This is a genomic window from Rhodoligotrophos defluvii (assembly GCF_005281615.1).
GTDB classification, from domain to species: domain Bacteria; phylum Pseudomonadota; class Alphaproteobacteria; order Rhizobiales; family Im1; genus Rhodoligotrophos; species Rhodoligotrophos defluvii.
Genome location: NZ_SZZM01000005.1, coordinates 170,292 through 189,388 on the forward strand (window position 1 = coordinate 170,292; position 19,097 = coordinate 189,388).

The following is a 19,097-nucleotide window of genomic DNA, read 5'->3' on the forward strand; positions in this document are numbered from 1 at the left end:
TGAAAGCACATGGAGCCTGTGAGGCTGGGGGTTGCGGGTCTTGGAACGGTGGGTGGCGGTCTGGTGGAGCTCCTCTCCGCCAACCGGCACGCGATCGCCGAGCGCGCGGGACGGTCGATCCTGCCTGTTGCGGTGAGCGCGCGAAACCGCGGCAAGAACCGTAAGGTCGATCTCTCCCGGGCGGAGTGGTTCGACGACCCGGTGGCACTCGCCGCCAGCGACACCATCGACATTTTCGTCGAGCTGATCGGCGGTGACGGAGATCCCGCCAAGGCGGCGGTCGAAACGGCGCTGCGTGCGGGCAAGCACGTGGTGACGGCCAACAAGGCGCTGCTGGCCAGGCACGGCAACGCACTGGCCGCCCTTGCCGAAGAAAACGGCGTCGCGCTCAATTTCGAGGCAGCGGTGGCCGGCGGCATACCCATTATCAAGGTGCTGCGCGAGTCGGTCGCCGGCAATCGGGTGAACCGCGTTTACGGCATCATGAACGGCACCGCCAATTTCATCCTGACCATGATGGAGCAGCACAGGCGGAGCTTTGCCGAAGCCTTGGCGGAGGCGCAAAGGCTGGGCTATGCCGAGGCGGACCCGACCTTCGATGTCGGCGGCTTCGATGCCGCGCACAAGCTCGCGATCTTGACCGCGCTTGCCTTCGGCACCGAGGTGAATGTGGATGCCATTGCCATCGAGGGTATCGAGGAGATCACCCTGGACGACATCACCATTGCCGGCGAGCTGGGCTTCCGCATCAAGCTCCTCGGCGTGGGCGTGCGCGGCGAGGCGGGGGTGGAGCAACGTGTGCACCCGACGCTGGTCCCGCGGGAAAGTCCCATCGCCGACGTGCATGGCGTGTTCAATGCGGTGGCGGTGTCCGGCGACTTCGTGGGCGACCTGCTGCTGTCGGGCCGCGGCGCCGGCGCGCACGCCACCGCCTCCAGCGTGGCTGCCGATATCATCGATATCGCGCGCGGCCAGATCCTCAAGCCCTTCGGCGTGCCGGCCGCGAGCCTCGAGCCCTATGTGCCCATGCCGGAGCCTCTGCACAGGAGCTGCTATTACATCACCATGACCCTCGAAGACCGGCCCGGGTCCATTGCGGCGGTCGCGCAGCACATGGCGGATCTCAGCATCTCTCTCGACAGCATCATCCAGCGGCCCAGCCGCTATCTGCCGACCAACGGCAATGGCGATCATGCCGAGCCGTCATCCCAGGGCATGCCGACCCGTCCGGTGGTGCTGATCACCCACGAGACGGACGAGGTTGCTGCACGCGAGGCCATCAAGCGCATCGAAAGCGATAGGCATTGCGTGGACCGCCCGCGTATGATCCGCATTGAACGGGCCCGCTAGAATCAGCAGCGGAAGCCACCCGGACTGAGGACATCCGCAAGGAGAGTTGGTGGTGACGACGAATACTCCGGTCTTGGCACGGACCCTCGCCCTGGACCTGGTGCGAGTGACTGAACGGGCAGCCGTGGCAGCGGCCCGCCTGCGTGGTCGCGGCGATGAGAAGGCGGCCGATCGCGCCGCGGTCGATGCCATGCGCAACGCGCTGAACGAGATGGACATCGACGGCACCGTCGTTATCGGCGAGGGCGAGCGCGACGAAGCGCCGATGCTTTATATCGGCGAGCAGGTCGGCACCGGCCGGGGTCCCAAGGTGGATATCGCTCTTGATCCGCTCGAAGGCACCACCCTTTGCGCCAAGGCCATGCCCAATTCCCTCGCGGTGATCGCCATGGCCGAGAGCGGCACCCTGCTGCATGCGCCCGACAGCTATATGGAGAAGATCGCTATCGGCGGCGGCTTTCCATCGGGCCTGGTGGATCTCGACCTCTCGCCGGAGGAGAATGTGGGCCGCCTCGCCGAGGCCAAGGGCGTACCGACCTCCGCCATTACCGCGTGCGTGCTCGACCGGCCTCGGCACGCCGACATCATTGCCGGCCTGCGCAAGGCCGGCTGCGCGGTTCACCTTATCACCGATGGCGACGTGGCCGGTATCATCCACACCACCGACCCGGAAGAGACCGGGATCGACATCTATATGGGCGTGGGCGGCGCGCCGGAGGGTGTGCTGGCGGCCGCCGCGCTGCGCTGCATCGGCGGGCAGATGCAAGGCCGGTTGGTGATCAAGAACGAGGAGCAGCGGGCGCGCATGCTGCGCATGGGCATAAGCGATCCGACACGCAAGTTCGCCATGGACGAGCTCGCCTCCGGCGACGTGGTGTTCGCGGCAACCGGCGTGACCGACGGCTCGATGCTTTCGGGCGTGCGCTTCAAGCGCCATGCGATCGAGACCCACTCGGTGGTCATGCGCTCTTCGAGCCGTACGGTCCGCTGGATCACAGGCCATCACGTGGCGGAGAGAATGCAGTCTGGCACCTGAGGCGCAAGGAGCAGATGCCTATGCCGTGCGCCAGGGGGGCTCATGATTGACGGGGCACATTTCCTGGGCGTAAGCCGCTCGATTTCCGGCAAGACCTGGCGCGCCCGCCATGATCAGGGCCGGAACATCGCCGCCATTGTCGAGCGCCATGGCGTACCGGAAATCCTGGCGCGAGTGCTCGCGGGCCGCGGCATAGATCCCGAGGCGGTGCAGGCTTTCCTCAATCCCACCCTGCGCGAGCTGATGCCCAAGCCGGATGCGGTGGTGGACATGCTGGCCGGCGCGGATCGGATCGCTCGTGCCATCCGTCAAGCCGAGCAGATCGCCATCATCGGCGATTACGACGTCGACGGCATGACATCGACGGCTTTGCTCACCCGTTTTCTGCGGGGCGCTGGCGCCGAGCCGCTGGTGCACATTCCGGACCGGGTCGATGAGGGATACGGCCCCAGCCGCATGGCCGTCGAAACCCTGCGCGCCCGCGGCGCGGCGGTGCTGATCACCGTCGATTGCGGCACCATGGCTCATGAGGTGCTCGCCTATGCGACGAGCCTCGGCCTCGACGTGGTGGTGGTGGATCACCATCAGGCGGCCGAAGAGCTGCCGAGCGTGCGGGCGGTGATCAATCCCAACCGCATGGACGACCTGTCAGGGCTCGGCTATCTCGCGGCCGTGGGCGTGACCCTGATGCTGGTGGCGGCGGTGGCCCGCGTGCTGCGCAATAGCGGCCATTTCGCTCGATGCGCCGAGCCTGATCTCTTGCGCTGGCTCGACCTGGTGGCGCTCGGCACCGTTTGCGACGTGGTGCCGCTGGTGGGCCTCAACCGCGCCTATGTCAACCAGGGCCTGAAAGTGATGGCACGCCGGGTGAGCCCCGGCCTCGCCTGCCTGGCCGATTGTGCGCGGCTCAAGCGGCGGCCGGACACGCATGCGGCCGGGTTCATCCTGGGGCCGCGCATCAATGCCGCGGGCCGGCTCGGGCAGTCCATGCTGGGCTTGCGACTGTTGACGACCGACGATCCCGTGGAGGCCGCCCACCTCTCCCAGATGCTGGAGACGCTCAACCGGCAGCGCCAGGACATGGAGCTAGCTGCCTTCGAAACCGCCGCAATGGACGCCGATCTGCAGCTGGAGGCCGATCCGGATCTGCCGCTGCTCGTAGTCGCCGGGCAGGGCTGGCATGTGGGGGTGCTGGGTCTGATCGCGGCGCGGCTCAAGGAACGGTTCAATCGCCCGGCCATCGCCATCGGCGATGCTCCGGGAACCGGGCTGGCCATCGGCTCCGGCCGCTCTGTCGCCGGGGTCGATCTGGGCAAGCTCGTGCATGCGGCCCATGCCGCCGGCGTGATTGTGAAGGGCGGCGGCCATGCCATGGCCGCCGGTCTGACGCTCGCGGCCGATCGGGTGGATGCCCTGCGCGAGTTCCTGGTCGGGGAAAGCCGGCGGCAAGGCCATGCCCAGAGCGCGCCGGAACTGGTGCTGGATGGTGCCCTGTCGGCTGGTGCGGCGCAGATGGAGCTGGTCGAGCTGTTGGAGCGCGCCGGACCCTATGGTCCGGGCAACCCGCCACCGCTCTTCGCCTTTCCCGGCCATCGCTTCGCCTATGCCGACCTCGCCGGCAAGGATCATGTGCGCTGCACCTTGCGCTCGCGCGACGGCACGGAGATCAAGGCCATCGCCTTCCGTTCGCTCGGCAGCCCGCTGGGCGAGATGATTCTCTCCATGCGCGACCGGCCGGCGCATGTGGCCGGCCGGCTGGTGGTGGATGACTGGAACGGCGGTCGCCGCGCTCAGCTGCTGATCGAGGACGCAGCGGTCGAGATCGGCTGACGGCGTGTAGCTGCCTTAACCGCCAGCCGCCATTTGTGCAGGAGCGGCTCCGTATAGCCGTTAGGCTGGCTTAAGCCCTCGAACACCAGGTCGCACGCCGCGCGGAAGGCAAGGGAGCCGTCATAGTCCGGCGCCATGGGCCGATAAGCGGGGTCGCCCGCGTTCTGCTTGTCTACCACCACCGCCATGCGGCGGAAGCTCTCCCGCACCTGTTCGGGGGTGACGATGCCGTGGCGCAGCCAATTGGCGATATGCTGGCTGGAGATGCGCAAAGTGGCGCGGTCCTCCATCAGGCCGACATTGTTGATGTCCGGCACCTTGGAGCAGCCGATCCCCTGGTCGATCCAGCGCACCACATAGCCGAGGATGCCCTGCACGTTGTTGTCGAGCTCCTGGGCCACCTCGTCCGGCGCCCAGTTCGTGTCAGTCGCCACCGGAATGGTGAGCAGGTCGGCGCTGAGGTCGGTGCCCACTTGCGCCATGAGCTTTTCCTGCACGGCCGCCACATCGACCGCATGATAGTGCAGGGCGTGCAGGGTGGCAGCGGTGGGCGAGGGCACCCAGGCGGTGCTGGCCCCGGCCTGCGGATGGCCGATCTTCTGGGCCAGCATGTCGGCCATCAGATCCGGCATGGCCCACATGCCCTTGCCGATCTGTGCCCTGCCCTTGAGGCCGCAGGCAAGGCCGGTGAGCACATTGTTCCGCTCATAGGCCGTGATCCACCGGGTGGTCTTCATGGCGCCCTTGCGCAACATGGCGCCCGCCTCCATGGAGGTGTGGATCTCGTCGCCCGTGCGGTCGAGGAAGCCGGTGTTGATGAAGGCGACCCGGTGCCGCGCCGCCGCGATGCAGGCCTTGAGATTGAGCGAGGTGCGCCGCTCCTCGTCCATGATGCCGATCTTGACCGTGTGCCGCGCAAGCCCGGCAATGTCCTCGGCGCGGGCGAACAGCTCGTCGGCAAAGGCCACCTCATCAGGCCCGTGCATCTTGGGCTTGACCACATAGACGCTGCCCGCCCGGCTGTTGCGGAACCGGCCAGTGCCGTTGAGGTCATGACGCGCAATCGCAATGGTGATGACCGCATCCAGGATGCCTTCCGGGATCTCGCTGCCGTCCTCCAGCAGGATCGCCGGGTTGGTCATGAGGTGGCCGACATTGCGGATGAACATCAGCGAACGGCCGGGCAGGGTGAACGGCCGGCCATCGGGCGCCGCATAGGCGCGGTCGTCCTGCATCACCCGGGTGAAGGTCTCAGCCCCCTTGGTCACTTGCTCGGACAGGTCGCCCTTCATCAGGCCGAGCCAGTTGCGGTAGACCAGCACCTTGTCCTCCGCGTCCACCGCGGCGACCGAATCCTCGCAATCCATGATGACGCTGATCGCCGCCTCGATGATGAGGTCCTTCACGCCGGCCGTATCGGTGGCGCCGATCGGATGCTGGTGATCGATGGCGATTTCCACATGCAGGCCGTTGTTGCGCAAGAGGATGGCGGATGGGGAGGCGGCCTCGCCGACATAACCGGCCAATTGGTCTGGCCGCCGCAGCGTGCCCGCCTCGCTTTTGCCGAGCTCGACCTGCAGCTTGCCGTCCCTGATGGAATAGCGCTGCGCTTCCGCATGGCTGCCGTGTTCCAGCGGGAAGGTACGGTCCAGGAACTCGCGGGCATAGGCGATCACCTTCGCGCCGCGCACCGGGTTATAACCGCCGCCGCGTTCGGCCCCGCCATCCTCCGGAATGGCATCCGTTCCATAGAGGGCGTCATAGAGGCTGCCCCACCGGGCATTGACCGCATTGAGCGCATAGCGCGCGTTCATGATCGGCACCACCAGCTGCGGCCCGGCCTGGATCGCCACCTCTTCGTCGACATGGCTCGTCTCGATGGCGAAATCGGCCACGGGCGGGGCGAGATAGCCGATCTGTTCGAGGAACTGTTGGTATTCCTGCGGATCGCCGACGCCGCGCCGCGCGCGGTGCCATTCATCGATCTCGGCCTGCAAGGCATCCCGCCGCGCCAGCAGGGCGCGGTTGCGCGGGGCTAAGTCGTGGGCAAGCGCATCGAAGCTGCGCCAGAACGCGGCAATGTCGATGCCGGTCCCGGGCAGGGCCTCCCGCTCGAGGAAGCGGGCGAGTTCGGTGGCGACCTGGAGCCGGTGACGGGTGAGGCGAGCGGTCATGAGTGCTGGTAAACCTTCCGGAGTTTTCCCCGGCGCCACCTTAGAGCAAGGATTGATGCCCCGAAAGACGGGTTGTGCCCTGAGGCGCGCGCCGTGCCCCCTCATGTCGGCGCTAGCGTTTTGCCGAGACCGGAACCGGCGAGCGGCCGGTGGCATGCTTTGCCTCCTTGGCCACCCAGCCGCGTCGCGTGTAATTCTCCAGCGCCCGCACCGCCAATCCGGATGGATAGCATACGGCGAAATAGAGGATCGCCGTGATGGTATAGACGGTGAAATACTGGAAGTTTCGTGCGGCAATGATCTGGCCGCTGAACATCAGCTCCTGGACCGTCACCACGGAGGCCAGGGAGGTGTCCTTGAACAGCGAGATCAGATAGTTGCCGAGCGTGGGCAGCACGGTTCGGGTCGCCTGCGGCAGGATCACCTTGCGGAAGGCGAGCCAGCGCGACAGGCCCAGGCTAAGCGCTGCCTCCATCTGTCCGCGCGCGATGGACTGGATGCCGCCGCGGAACACCTCGCTCAAATAGGCGGCATAGTGAAGAGTGAGGCCGATGATCGCCGCGCTGATCGGGTTGAGCCTTATGCCGGCGCCGGGCAGCACATAATAGATGTAGATCAGCTGCAGGATCAGCGGCGTTGCCCGCATGAACTCCACGAACACATTGGCTGGCCAGCGGAAAATGATGTGATCGGACAGGCGGGCCAGCGCCAAGGGAATCGCCGCAAGCGTCGCCAGCACCATCACCACCAGGGTGAGGAATACGGTCAGCCCCAGGCCCCTCAGGAACACGTGCCAGAAGCTGCCGACCACCTCGAGATTGAGAAGACTCATCGGCCGCCGCACCCCAAAATTCGCAGCAGCGGCCGGTCAAGGGCCGCCGTATCCATTGCCTGTGCCTGCCGAGGGCGAGAGAACTCGCCCCGGGCTCGCCGCTCAGTCGAGCGGGTAGAAAAAGAGGTTTGCAGCCGAGAAGCCATATTTCTTGAGCAGCGCCAGCACTTCGCCATTGCCGCGAACCTCGGCAAGGCCTTGGCTCACCGCCACCCTGAGCGAACAATCTTCCTTGCGGAAACCAGGGCGCACGTAGCCATAGCCGTATTGGAAGATCAGCTCATCCGGCACTTTCACCCCGGCCAGCAGCTCCATCGGCGAGTCCTTGTTCTCGGCAAGGAACAGGTTGATCTTGGTGTCGTCATCGACCACCGCGCTGACGCGGCCAGTCGCCACCGCGCTGAACTGCTCGGCGTCCGTCTGGAACGGCACGATCTCGGCGCCGATCTTGCGCAGATATTCGTCTGCCGCCGAGCCGGCGATCGCCCCGACCGGCTTGCCCTTGAGATCGTCATAGGACTTGATCCCATCTGGATTGCCCTTCTGCACCAGAATGGCTGGGCCATACCAATAAGCCGGGCCCGAGAACGAGACCACCTTGCTCCGGTCGGGCGTAATGTGCAGCGCTGCCACCATGTCGATACGCTTGGCAATCAGCGCCGGGATCAGCTGGCCGAACGGCATCACCTCGTATTTGATATTGCCGATACCAGCCCATTTGAGCGCCGCCTCGTCGATCTCCACTTCGAGGCCCTCGGCCTTTTGCGTGTCGGGGTTGAGCGAGGTGAAGGGCGGCGACGGCGAGATACCGACGATGATACCTTCGCTCTTGGCCTTCTCATAGGACGGATCGCCGCAATTCTCGATCAGCGGCGTGGCCTCGTGCTGGAACGCCTGTGCATAGGCGGCCCCTGTTCCCATGGCCGCCAGCAACCCCAAGACCGCAACGGAAACTCTCCCTATCATTGTTTCGTCTCCCCTGTCTCTGTCAGTCCGGTTAACTCCGCCGAGAGCAGTTGCGGCTTGCGAGACGACTTTGAAGCCGCTAGCGTGCAATGGCCTGACCAATTCAGCAGGTTGTCAGATGGTCTGCAAGAGGATTCATCGCGGAGACGCAGGCAGGGAAGGACATGAGCAAGGATACGACCATCGCCCGGGTGGAGACCTGGGCTTGCAGCATTCCACTGGCCAAGCCCTTGTCCTTCGGCAACTTCACGGTGGCAGCCCGCGCTTATGCGGCGGTGCGCATCGTCACCCGCGGCGGGCTGGTCGCCGATTGCCTCAGTCACACCCGGCGCTCGCCGGTCGACGTGGCCATTGCCGACCTGTTGGCGCCGCAACTGATCGGACGCGATGCGCTGCAGACCGGTGCAAGGCTCGCCGATATCAGACGGGCGATCCTGGCCATCGAGGATGACGGGGTGATCGGCCGGGCTCGCTCCATGGTCGACATCTGCCTGTGGGACCTCAAGGCACAGGCCCTCGGCGTGCCCGTCTGGCAGCTGCTTGGCGGTCATATGCGCGACGTGCGCGTGGCGCTGGTCGAAGGCTACGAGATCGAGGGCGAGAGCGAGCGGGACATCGCCGCGCGGCTGGCTCGGCCGGGCGGAGGAGGGCTATGACTTCTTCAAGATGGAAGCCGCCCATTACGGCGCGCCGGAGCCGATCCGGCGGATTCTCAGCGAGGTGCGCGCCAGCGCGCCGGACGCAGAGTTCACTTGCGACCTCGCCTGGTCGTGGCGTACCGCACGCGAAGGGCTGCGCAGCGCCGATCTGTGGCAAGATCTCGGCATCGCCTGGATCGAGGATCCCATGCCGCGCACCCGGCTGAGCGAAATCGCCTTCCTGCGCCGGCACTCCCGGGTGCCGATCGGCGTTGGTGACGAGACCACCCGCGCCCTCGATCTCGAGCAGCTCATGGACCACGAGGCGGTGGACGTGGTGAGGATCGATGCCACCACCGTGGGCGGGTTCGGGCCGGCATTGAAGCTGGCAGCTGCGGCGATGGCACGCGGTTTCCGCGTCTCCTATCATGTCAATCCGGAGGTGCACCGCCACTGCGTGTTCGCGGATGAGGCGGCCGACCATATCGAGATTTTCCCCGCCGACCGGCCGTTCGACTGCTCCCATGTGCTGATCGAGCAGCCCGCCTATTCGGATATCCGGAAGGCGCGGCTTGCGCCGCCGAGCGCCCCCGGTACCGGCCTCAAGCTGAATGATGCCGCTTTGACCCGCTACGCCTATCGGCACGCGCTGCACCAGGAGTAGGCCCCATGGCTGAAGAGGGAAGGGTTGCGCTGATCACCGGCGGGGCGCGCGGCATCGGCCTTGCGACTGCAGCCGAATTCATCCGCTGCGGCTGGACTGTGACCATAGGCGATGTGGATCTCGCCCAGGCGGAGGCGCAGGCGGCGCAACAGGGCGGCCGCATGCTGGCCGTGCCGCTCGATGTGCGCGACCGTGCCGCGGTGGAGGCGGCCTTTGCCAGGTCTCTGACGCATTGGGGGCGGCTCGATGCACTGGTCAACAATGCCGGCATCCAGCGCCACGCGCCGCTCGAAGAGCTCACCTTCGAGAACTGGAATGCGGTGCTCGATGTCAACCTGCACGGCGCCTTCCACTGCCTGCAGGTGGCGGGCCGCCACATGCTGGCGCAAGGCTCGGGCGCGATCGTCAACCTCTCGTCCATCGCCGCTACCCGCGGCGCGCCTGGCCGCGCACCTTACGCCGCGTCCAAGGCCGCCATCTCGTCCCTCACCAAGACGGCGGCGGTGGAATGGACGGCGCGCGGCATCCGGGTCAATGCGGTGGCCCCCGGTTATGTGGAGACCGATCTGGTCACCGTCATGGTGAAGTCGGGCCAGCTGGAGACGGCGCCCATGGTCGCCCGCACCCCGGCCCGGCGCCTGGCGCGACCCGAGGAGATCGCCAAGGCCATCCGTTTCCTCTGCTCGGACGAGGCGAGCTATATCAGCGGCCACGTGCTGCATGTGGATGGCGGCTTCGAGGCGGATTACGGGGTGCCCTTCTTCCCGCCCAAACAGCAGGCTTGACGGCTTCTTTGCGCGAGGCTTAATTGGCCTGACCAATAATTGTGTGGCGGGAGATGTAATGGCCACCATCGTCGTGACCGACAGCAACTTTGCCGACCTGCGTCACGAACGGGCCGTGGCGGCCCGCCATGGCGCCCAGCTGAAGGCGTGCCAATGCCACACGGCCAGCGAGGTCGCCGAGGCGGTGGCCGGTGCCGACGCGGTGCTGGTGCAATTTGCACCATTCGGCGCCGACGCGCTGGCGCGGCTCGCCCCTGGCGCCACCGTGGTCCGCTATGGGGTGGGCTACGACAACGTCGATATTGCCGCTGCACGACGGCTGGGCCATCCGGTGGCCTATGTGCCGGATTACTGCGTCAACGAGGTGGCCGACCACACGGTGGCCATGCTGCTCGCACTCTATCGCAAGCTGCCGCAACTCGATGCCCAAGTTCGCGCGGGGCGGTGGAACCCAGTCGACGCGATGCGGCCGCTCAGGCCGGCAGCCGAGACGGTGGTTGGCTTCTTAGGGCTCGGCCGCATCGGCCGCGCAGTGCTGGCCCGGCTCGAGCCCTTCGGCTTTCGCGTCATGGCCACCGACCCGGCGCTCGGTGAGGCCACGGCTGCAGAACTCGAGCTAACCCTATGTCCGCTCGAGAAAATGCTGCCGCAAGTCGACGCCCTGCTGCTGCATGCGCCGGTAACCGAGGTGAGTCGCCATATCATCAACCAGCAGAGCCTGGCGCTGCTCAAGCCGTCCGCCGTCGTCATCAACTGCTCGCGGGGGGCCCTGATCGATGAGGTGGCACTTGCCGAAAGCCTCGCCGGCGGGCGGCTTGCTGGTGCGGCGCTTGATGTGTTCGAGGCTGAGCCGGTGCCGGCGGACGCGCCACTGCGCTCGGCGCCCAACGTTCTCTTCAGCCCCCATGCGGCCTGGTATTCCGACGCCGCCATTGACAGGCTGCAATATTTGGCGGCGGATGAGGTCGACCGGGCGCTGAGCGGAAGACCGCCGCGCTCGCCGGTGCCGACCTGACGAGACAACGGGTCATGGCAACGCTCGCGAGAGGACGGAGAAGCAGAATAGGGAAAGGCGCCATGGGTGCTGCCGAGGAGAGCGCCGGCCCGCCCGGCAGCGGGCCGGCGGATGCCGACCCGCCGATCGAGGCCTTCGCGCCGATCGAGCGCTTGTCCGTGGCCGAGCAGGTTGCGCGCAATCTCCTGGATCTCATCCGGAGCGGCAGCGTGCGGCCAGGACAGCAATTGCCCACGGAACGGGAGCTCGCCGCCACCCTCCAGGTATCGCGGCCCTCCGTGCGCGAGGCGCTGCGCGGCCTGCAGATTCTCGGGGTGGTGAAGGCGCGGCAGGGTGGCGGCCTGTTCGTGACCTCGCTTGAAGCGGCGGAGATCCTGCAGCCCCTGCAGATGCTCATCACCCTGACCGAGGAGAATTTCGAGGCGCTGCATGAATCGCGGGTGGCGGTTGAAGGGGCCATGGGCAGGCTCATTGCCCAGCGCATCGATACCTCGACCATCGTCCGGCTCCGTAAGATGGTGGAGATCCAAAAGGAGCTCCTGACCAACGCGGTGGCGTTCCGCGTATCCGACATGGAGTTCCACCGCACCTTGGGCGCCGTGCTGAACAACCCGTTCCTGGAGCGGATTTCCGAAGCGCTGTATGTGCTTGGCATGGAATATCGCAAGATCGCCTGGGAGACGCCGGGCGTGCTCGCCCGCTCGGTTGCGGATCACCAGCAGATCATCGACGCGCTGGAGACCCGCGATGGCGCCAGGGTGGAAGCGGCCATGGTCCGCCATATGCGCAGCGTGCACGAGACGACCCGCGCCGCCATGAGCGCCATGGCGGCAGGCACCGGGAGAGTCACGTGACAACGAACGGGCCAGGGAAGCGCGACGCTGACGCGGGCGCACCCGATGGTGCGGCGGATCCGGTCGACTGGCGCAACCAGGCGGCAAGCCGACTCACCATCGATGATATCCTCAAGCCCGGCTTCTCCACCCCGTGGGACGCGCCACCGGCGCCGCCGTTCCCGTTCACGTTCCGCAACGTGGAGGTGATGACGCTCGCCTGGCGCACGGATCAGGACGCGGTCGCGCGTGTGCTGCCACCACCGCTGGAGGCGGCGTCCGATGTGGTCTTGGCCCATATCTACAAGATGAACGACACGGAATGGCTCGGACCCTATTACGAAAGCAACGTCATGGTGGCCTGCCGCCTGCCGGCCACAGGGGAGGCCGGCGGCTTTTCGCCATACCTGTTCCTCTCTTCCGACGGCGGCGTGATCCAGGGTCGCGAGGTGCATGGCCAGCCGAAGAAGCTCGGCACTCCACACCTCGAGGTGCGCGGCGATGCGTGGGTCGGCACGGTTTCGCGCAACGGCATCGATGTGCTGACGGGAACGATGGCCTATAAGCAGCAGCCGGCCGAGATCGCCCGCCTGTCCGGCTATTTCGATTTCGCCCTGAACATCAACCTCAAGGCCATCGACCATATCGATGGCCGACCGGCCATCCGCCAACTCACGGCGCGCCGACTGGGTGCGCTTACGGTGCACGAATGCTGGTCGGGCCCCTGCACCGTTGAGCTCAGGCCCAATGTGCAGGCACCGATCTACCGGCTGCCGGTACGCGACATGCTCGAGGGCTTCTGGTGGCGGGCGGACTTCACGCTGGTGCCCGGCCGCATCCTCCACGATTATCTGACCGTTCGCTGAGCCGCCCGAACTCGCCATTCCTCGCCGTCCACGCCGGGATGTGGCGAGGGGCAGCAGCACACGGCGTGCACTTTCCCTTGCGGCCTCTGGATTGCCGCGTCAAGCGCGGCAATGACGGGAACGGTTGAAACAAATCCGTCATGCCGGCCGCGCCTAGGCGCTGAGCCGGCATCCAGGGCCACGGGGACCAGTTGCAGATACCAAAGCATCTTCCCCGCTCGCGGAACTGCTACACCCAACCTATCCGAACGAGAGGGAAATAGCGCCCCCGCGCGGAACGGGTTGCTCTTGGCCAGCGGCTGCGCTACCGACCTTGCTTGCGCAGGCCTGTTCTGCCTGAATGCATGAGGAGAGACCCGTGATGGCTCCTGTACCCGTCTTGCGGCGGCGGGAGGGCTTGGCATTCCTTGCCGCCTTCGCCGCCTGTATTCCCGTCGCCAACTGGCTCATCGGCCATGTCGGCACCGTCTGCACCCCGGAAGGCCTCTGCCTGATCCCTGTCGCCCCCGGTCTGATGGCGCCGAGCGGCGTCGTCATGATCGGCCTTGCCCTGGTGCTGCGCGACCTCGTGCAGCGGCGCCTTGGGCTTACCTGGGCGCTCGCCGCCATCGCCATTGGCGGCGCCATATCCGGGCTGGTCTCCCCGCCAGCGCTGGTGTTCGCCTCGGTCGCGGCCTTCATGCTCTCCGAGCTCGCGGATCTCCTCGTCTACACCCCGCTGCAGAAGCGCGGCCTCATCCTGGCGGTGGTGGTCTCCGGCGCGGTCGGCATCGTGGTCGACACGCTGTTGTTCCTCTATCTCGCGTTCGGCGATATCTCGTTCTTCTGGGGCCAGGCGGTCGGCAAGGCTTGGATGGTGCTGTTGGCGCTGCCCTTCATCGCCTGGCTGAGGCAGCGCGACCGCAGGATCGGCCTTGCACCGCTCGGCACCCTCCCTGATGGAGCGGCCTCATGAGTGATGAAATCTCTCCACTGACCCAGCTCGGCCACGCCGCCGCGCCGGCGCGCACGCCTGCGGAGGCGGTGCTGGAGCGGGTACCCAACCCGCATGCCAACACCGTCTACGTCACCCGCTTCACCGTGCCGGAATTCACCTCGATCTGCCCGGTGACCGGCCAGCCCGACTTCGCGCATCTGGTCATCGATTACGTGCCTGACGCCTGGCTGGTCGAGTCCAAATCGCTCAAGCTGTTCATGACGGCGTTCCGCAACCACGGCGCCTTTCACGAGGATTGCACGGTTTATATCGGCAGGCGGCTAGTGGAAGCGCTGGAACCGAAATGGCTGCGCATCGGCGGCTATTGGTATCCGCGCGGCGGCATTCCCATCGACGTGTTCTGGCAGTGGGGCGAGTTGCCGAAACAGGCTTGGCTGCCGGACCAGGGCGTGCCGCCCTATCGCGGCCGAGGGTAGGCCGCCCTCGCAGGCCGCAGCAGCCGGATCACAGCGGCGGCAGCTCGAGGCGCTGGCGCAAGCTCGCATCGCGGATATCGATCTCGCGGCCGGCCAGCGCATCGCCCGCCCCGGAGAGCAGGAAGGTTGCGACCCGCGCCGGCTCCGATGCCGGGCGCAGCGCCTCGCGCGGCAGCTGGCTCACCTCGTTGATGCCGGAGGCTCGGATCGCACCCTGCATGTCCGTGTCGACCAGCCCCGGAATGAGGCCAAAACTCAGGATGCCGGCACTGCCATATTCGAGCTGGGTCTGGCGGGTGAGCATGGCAAGTCCCGCTTTGCCTGCACAATAGGCGCTCCAGCCTTCGATCGGGCGGTGCGCCGCTCCACTCGACACGTTCACGATCCGCCGAGTGCCGCCGTCGCCCGCCGCGCGGATGAAGCTGGCCACCAGGCGATAGGGGGCGACGAGATTGGTCGCGATCGAATAGCCCCACTCGTCCGGATCCACATCGGCGATGCGGCCGATCGGTGAAATCACCCCGGCATTGTTCACGAGCCCGTCGAGGCGCCCCCAGCGGTTCAAGGCAGTTTCCATGGCAAGGTCCGGCACCGGGGTATCGTTCACATCGCCGAGGATGATCGCGGCCTCGTCCCCGAACGCATCTTGAAGCTCGGCGGCGGCTTCTTCCGAGCGCACCACATGCACCACGCGGCCGCCATTGGCCGCGATGTCGTCCGCAATGGCCCGGCCCAACCCCTTGCCCGAACCGGTGACCACGATCACTTGTTCCGCCAGTCCCTCCAGCATCGATCCCGCTCCTCAGATTGGTCTGGCCAATATCGCTCAAATAGCGATCTCAAGTCGACGGTATACCGCGCGACCTTGCCGCGGTCGAGGCCGCTCGACATCTGGCGGCTCCCCGGATCGCGGCAGCGCTGGGAACAAAAGGCGAAAGCTGCGGGTTGGACGAGTCGACTCTAGCTTAGGCGAGCGAGACGACACCATGGTGACCATTCACGCACGCAGCATTGACCGGCCCGCACGGCGCGCCATGCCCCGCGCGCGCTCGGCGGCGGAAGCCTGGTCCATCCTCAGGGACGAGGCGGCCAGCTGCCGCGCCTGCGACCTCTGGCGGCCCGCTACGCAGACGGTGTTCGGCGAGGGGCCGCTGAAAGCCGACGTGATCTTCGTCGGTGAGCAGCCGGGTGATCAGGAAGACATTGCCGGCCGGCCTTTCGTCGGGCCGGCGGGGGCCATGCTGGACAAGGCGCTGATCGAGGCCGGCATCGAGCGCGAGCGCACCTATGTCACCAATGCGGTGAAGCACTTCAAGTTCGCCCCGCGTGGCAAGCGCCGCCTGCACCAGAAACCCAATGCGGGCGAGATCAAGGCCTGCCGCTGGTGGCTCGCCCAAGAAATCGGCACCATCAGGCCCAAGCTCGCAGTGGCACTCGGCGCAACCGCCCTGCAGAGCCTCGCCGGCAAGGCCACCTCCATCACCAAGCTGCGCGGCGCCGTCATTCCGCAGGGGGTGCGGGATGTGGATCCGCCAACCGATCTGTTCGTGACGGTGCACCCCTCCTACCTCCTGCGCTTGCCCGACCGCGAGGCGAGAGCGCGTGAATACCAGCGCTTCCTCGAGGACCTCCGCAAGATCGCCGCCCATATCGGAACCTGAACCGCACGCGCCGAACCCACCCGCGCGTTCGCCCTTGACCAGGCCACCGCAACGGCTCCACACTGGAACAAGTCTAAAGCGGCTCGCGGCAGCGGCGCGAACGAGTTCCGCTGCGCGGGCGCCATCCAGCGTTCTGGGGGAGGTTCGCGTGCCCAAAGTTTCCATGACCGTCAATGGCAAGCAGGTCTCGGGCGAGGTCGAAGGCCGCACGCTGCTGGTCGACTTCCTGCGGGGCAGTCTCGGGCTCACCGGCACCCACGTCGGCTGCGACACCAGCCAGTGCGGCGCCTGCGTGGTGCATGTGGATGGGACGTCGGTGAAGTCCTGCACCATGCTGGCGCTGCAATGCGAAGGCGCCGAAGTCACCACCATCGAGGGCATCGCCAGGGACGGCGTGCTGCACCCGATGCAGGAGGCCTTCCGCGAGCATCACGCCCTGCAATGCGGCTTCTGCACGCCGGGCATGATCATGGCGGCCATCGACATCGTCAACCGCCACCCCAACGGCATCGACGAGCAGGCGATCCGCCACGAGCTGGAGGGCAACCTCTGCCGTTGCACCGGCTACCATAACATCGTGAAGGCCATCAGTTCCGTCGCCAACAAGAAAGCGGCCCAAGCCGCCTGAACGGGCATCCAGGGAGGACGTTGATGACTGTCACCGGCATCGGCCAGCGGGTGCTCCGGAAGGAGGACCGCCGCTTCATTACCGGCAAGGGCAAATATACCGACGATATCAACCTGCCGCGCCAGACCTATGCTTATTTCCTGAGGTCGCCGCACGCGCACGCCCGCATCCGCGGCATCGACACGGCGGCCGCCAAGGCAGCGCCCGGCGTGCTGGATGTGCTCACCGGCGCCGATCTCGCCGCCGACAAGGTGGGCAACCTGATCTGCGGCTGGATGATCCATTCCAAGGACGGCACGCCCATGAAGGCCGGGCCGCACCCGGCGCTGGCCCAGGACAAGGTGCGCTATGTGGGCGACCACGTGGCCGTGGTCGTCGCCGAAAGCCTCAACCAGGCCAAGGCGGCTGCCGAGCTGATCGCTGTCGACTACGAGCCGCTGCCGGCGGTGGTGGACACAGCCAAGGCGCGCACGTCCTCGGGGCAGCCGGTGCATGAGATCGCACCCGACAATACGGTGTTCGAGTGGTCGCTGGGCGATGCCCAGGCCGTGGAGCAGGCCTTTGCCCGCGCCCGCCACGTCACCAAGCTCGATCTGGTCAACAACCGGCTCGCGCCCAATGCGATCGAGACCCGCGCGGCGATCGGTGATTACGACTCGGGCTCCGACAGCTTCACCCTCTATACCACCAGCCAGAACCCGCATGTGGCGCGGCTGGTGCTCTCCGCCTTCATCGGCATTGCGCCGGAGCACAGGCTGCGGGTCATCGCGCCGGACGTGGGCGGCGGCTTCGGCTCGAAGATCTTCATCTATCCCGAGGAGACCGTGTGCGTCTGGGCCGCCAAGAAAGTGGGCCGCCCGGTCAAATGGACGGGCGACCGTTCCGAAGCGTTCCTCGCGGATGCCCATGGCCGCGACCATGTCACCCGTGCGGAGCTGGCGCTGGATGAGAACGGCCGCTTCCTGGCGCTCAGGGTGAAGACCACGGCCAATCTCGGCGCCTATCTCTCCACCTTCTCGTCCTGCGTGCCGACCTATCTCTATGCGCCGCTGCTCTCGGGCCAATACGACATTCCCGCCATCTACGCGGAGGTTGACGGCGTCTACACCAACACCGCGCCGGTCGATGCCTATCGCGGCGCCGGAAGGCCCGAGGCAACCTACGTGGTCGAGCGGCTGGTCGAGACGGCGGCGCGCGAGATGAACATCGACCCGGCCGAGCTGCGCCGGCGCAACTTCGTGAAGAGCTTCCCGCACCAGACGCCGGTCATCATGATGTATGACGCCGGCAATTACGAAGCCTCCCTCGACCGTGCGCTGGAGCTGATCGACTATCGCAACTTCCCGCAGCGCCGGGCCATGTCGGAATCAAAGGGCCGCCTGCGCGGCATCGGCTTCTCCGCCTATATCGAGGCCTGCGGCATCGCGCCGTCGGCCGCCGTCGGCTCGCTGGGTGCCGGTGTGGGCCTGTGGGAATCGGCGGAGGTTCGGGTCAATCCCACCGGCAATGTGGAGGTGCTGACCGGCTCCCACGCGCACGGCCAGGGCCATGAGACCACCTTCGCCCAGCTGGTATCGGAGCGCTTGGGAATTCCCATCGACCAGGTGTCGATCGTCCATGGCGACACCGACAAGGTGCAGTTCGGCATGGGCACCTATGGCTCCCGCTCCGGCGCGGTCGGCATGTCCGCCATCGTCAAGGCGCTCGACAAGGTGGAGGCCAAGGCGCGCAAGGTGGCGGCCCACGTCATGGAGGCGGCGGAAACGGACATCGCCTTCGAGGACGGCGCCTTCACCGTGAAGGGCACCGACAAGAAAATGGCCTTCGCCGAGGTGGCGCTGGCGGCCTATGTCGCCCACAAATTCCCGACCAGCGAAATCGAGCCGGGCCTCAAGGAAAGCGCCTTCTACGACCCGACAAACTTCACTTTCCCGGCCGGCTGCCATATCTGCGAGGTGGAGATCGATCCGACCACCGGCCAGACGAAAATCGCGAACTGGGTGGCGGTGGATGACTTCGGCACCATCATCAACCCGATGATCGTCGAGGGTCAGGTCCATGGCGGCATCGCACAGGGGGTTGGCCAGGCGCTGACCGAGGGCTGCCGCTATGATGCGGAAACCGGCCAGCTGCTCACCGGCTCCTATATGGACTATTGCATGCCCAGAGCCGAGGATCTGCCGGACTTCCGGCTCGACTATACCACCACGCCGGCACCCTCGAACCCGCTGGGCATAAAGGGGTGCGGCGAAGCCGGCGCCATTGCCGCGCCGGCAGCGGTGATCAATGCCATCACCGATGCGCTGGGCGTGGTCGACATTCCCATGCCGGCGACACCGGAAGTGGTCTGGCGCGCGGCGCAGGAACGGGCGCGGCCGATGGCGGCAGAGTAGGGGGACGAGGAAC

At 66.5% G+C, this 19,097-nt stretch carries 18 protein-coding genes; 14 read left to right on the plus strand and 4 right to left on the minus strand.

Translation table 11 applies throughout. The annotated features are described in order from the left end of the window. Nucleotides 1–9: 9 nt before the first annotated feature. Genes E4P09_RS19895 through recJ form a run of 3 tightly spaced genes read left to right on the plus strand, consistent with a single transcriptional unit; the run spans nucleotide 10 to nucleotide 4,216 of the window. Nucleotides 10–1,350 (plus strand): homoserine dehydrogenase, encoded by a 1,341-nt coding sequence (locus E4P09_RS19895; protein WP_137391384.1) that lies wholly within the window; start codon nucleotides 10–12, stop codon nucleotides 1,348–1,350. A 52-nt stretch (nucleotides 1,351–1,402) separates the two neighbouring features. Then, nucleotides 1,403–2,386, plus strand: coding sequence for a class II fructose-bisphosphatase (gene glpX / locus E4P09_RS19900; protein ID WP_239025283.1), 984 nt, complete (start codon nucleotides 1,403–1,405; stop codon nucleotides 2,384–2,386). A 42-nt stretch (nucleotides 2,387–2,428) separates the two neighbouring features. Continuing rightward, entirely contained in the window at nucleotides 2,429–4,216 is a 1,788-nt protein-coding gene (recJ, locus tag E4P09_RS19905) for a single-stranded-DNA-specific exonuclease RecJ (RefSeq protein WP_137391386.1), read from the plus strand. Here the strand turns inward: recJ and E4P09_RS19910 are convergent. The 3 genes from E4P09_RS19910 to E4P09_RS19920 all read right to left on the minus strand — a co-directional run bounded on the left by E4P09_RS19910 (nucleotide 4,177) and on the right by E4P09_RS19920 (nucleotide 8,188). Continuing rightward, complete coding sequence (locus E4P09_RS19910) at nucleotides 4,177–6,390, minus strand: malate synthase G (RefSeq protein WP_137391387.1); 2,214 nt, start codon at nucleotides 6,388–6,390, stop codon at nucleotides 4,177–4,179. The genes recJ and E4P09_RS19910 overlap by 40 nt on opposite strands. A gap of 112 nt (nucleotides 6,391–6,502) precedes the next feature. Beyond that, entirely contained in the window at nucleotides 6,503–7,222 is a 720-nt protein-coding gene (locus tag E4P09_RS19915) for an amino acid ABC transporter permease (protein WP_137391388.1), read from the minus strand. Nucleotides 7,223–7,324: 102 nt separating this feature from the next. Beyond that, nucleotides 7,325–8,188: a transporter substrate-binding domain-containing protein gene (locus tag E4P09_RS19920; RefSeq protein ID WP_137391389.1), complete on the minus strand. Its 864-nt coding sequence runs from the start codon at nucleotides 8,186–8,188 to the stop codon at nucleotides 7,325–7,327. 164 nt (nucleotides 8,189–8,352) lie between these two features. On the opposite strand from E4P09_RS19920, the gene E4P09_RS19925 reads away from it, so the two are divergent. The 8 genes from E4P09_RS19925 to queF all read left to right on the plus strand — a co-directional run bounded on the left by E4P09_RS19925 (nucleotide 8,353) and on the right by queF (nucleotide 14,402). After that, nucleotides 8,353–8,844, plus strand: a complete 492-nt coding sequence (locus E4P09_RS19925) for an enolase-like domain-containing protein (protein WP_137391390.1) — start codon at nucleotides 8,353–8,355, stop codon at nucleotides 8,842–8,844. Nucleotides 8,845–8,854: 10 nt separating this feature from the next. Beyond that, nucleotides 8,855–9,490 carry a mandelate racemase/muconate lactonizing enzyme family protein gene (locus E4P09_RS19930; RefSeq protein WP_137391391.1) on the plus strand — a complete coding sequence of 212 codons (636 nt, stop codon included), beginning with the start codon at nucleotides 8,855–8,857 and terminating at the stop codon, nucleotides 9,488–9,490. A gap of 5 nt (nucleotides 9,491–9,495) precedes the next feature. Next, nucleotides 9,496–10,275, plus strand: a complete 780-nt coding sequence (locus E4P09_RS19935; RefSeq protein WP_137391392.1) for an SDR family NAD(P)-dependent oxidoreductase — start codon at nucleotides 9,496–9,498, stop codon at nucleotides 10,273–10,275. Nucleotides 10,276–10,333: 58 nt separating this feature from the next. After that, entirely contained in the window at nucleotides 10,334–11,290 is a 957-nt protein-coding gene (locus E4P09_RS19940; protein ID WP_137391393.1) for a C-terminal binding protein, read from the plus strand. A 62-nt stretch (nucleotides 11,291–11,352) separates the two neighbouring features. Continuing rightward, nucleotides 11,353–12,144, plus strand: a complete 792-nt coding sequence (locus E4P09_RS19945) for a FadR/GntR family transcriptional regulator (RefSeq protein WP_170984523.1) — start codon at nucleotides 11,353–11,355, stop codon at nucleotides 12,142–12,144. Next, nucleotides 12,141–12,989 carry an acetoacetate decarboxylase family protein gene (locus tag E4P09_RS19950; RefSeq protein ID WP_137391395.1) on the plus strand — a complete coding sequence of 283 codons (849 nt, stop codon included), beginning with the start codon at nucleotides 12,141–12,143 and terminating at the stop codon, nucleotides 12,987–12,989. Before E4P09_RS19945 ends, E4P09_RS19950 begins: the two co-directional genes overlap by 4 nt. 361 nt (nucleotides 12,990–13,350) lie before the next feature. Continuing rightward, entirely contained in the window at nucleotides 13,351–13,944 is a 594-nt protein-coding gene (locus E4P09_RS19955; protein WP_137391396.1) for a VUT family protein, read from the plus strand. After that, nucleotides 13,941–14,402 carry a preQ(1) synthase gene (gene queF / locus E4P09_RS19960; protein ID WP_137391397.1) on the plus strand — a complete coding sequence of 154 codons (462 nt, stop codon included), beginning with the start codon at nucleotides 13,941–13,943 and terminating at the stop codon, nucleotides 14,400–14,402. Before E4P09_RS19955 ends, queF begins: the two co-directional genes overlap by 4 nt. A gap of 28 nt (nucleotides 14,403–14,430) precedes the next feature. On the opposite strand, the gene E4P09_RS19965 is transcribed toward queF, so the two are convergent. Beyond that, nucleotides 14,431–15,192 carry an SDR family NAD(P)-dependent oxidoreductase gene (locus E4P09_RS19965; RefSeq protein WP_137391398.1) on the minus strand — a complete coding sequence of 254 codons (762 nt, stop codon included), beginning with the start codon at nucleotides 15,190–15,192 and terminating at the stop codon, nucleotides 14,431–14,433. On the opposite strand from E4P09_RS19965, the gene E4P09_RS19970 reads away from it, so the two are divergent. The 3 genes from E4P09_RS19970 (at nucleotide 15,125) to E4P09_RS19980 (ending at nucleotide 19,084) form a co-directional block, all read left to right on the plus strand. Then, nucleotides 15,125–16,063 (plus strand): UdgX family uracil-DNA binding protein, encoded by a 939-nt coding sequence (locus E4P09_RS19970; protein ID WP_275406487.1) that lies wholly within the window; start codon nucleotides 15,125–15,127, stop codon nucleotides 16,061–16,063. The two genes, E4P09_RS19965 and E4P09_RS19970, sit on opposite strands and share 68 nt — an antisense overlap. A gap of 148 nt (nucleotides 16,064–16,211) precedes the next feature. Beyond that, nucleotides 16,212–16,691 carry a (2Fe-2S)-binding protein gene (locus E4P09_RS19975; RefSeq protein WP_137391400.1) on the plus strand — a complete coding sequence of 160 codons (480 nt, stop codon included), beginning with the start codon at nucleotides 16,212–16,214 and terminating at the stop codon, nucleotides 16,689–16,691. Nucleotides 16,692–16,714: 23 nt separating this feature from the next. Next, nucleotides 16,715–19,084 (plus strand): xanthine dehydrogenase family protein molybdopterin-binding subunit, encoded by a 2,370-nt coding sequence (locus E4P09_RS19980; RefSeq protein ID WP_137391401.1) that lies wholly within the window; start codon nucleotides 16,715–16,717, stop codon nucleotides 19,082–19,084. Nucleotides 19,085–19,097 lie beyond the last annotated feature (13 nt).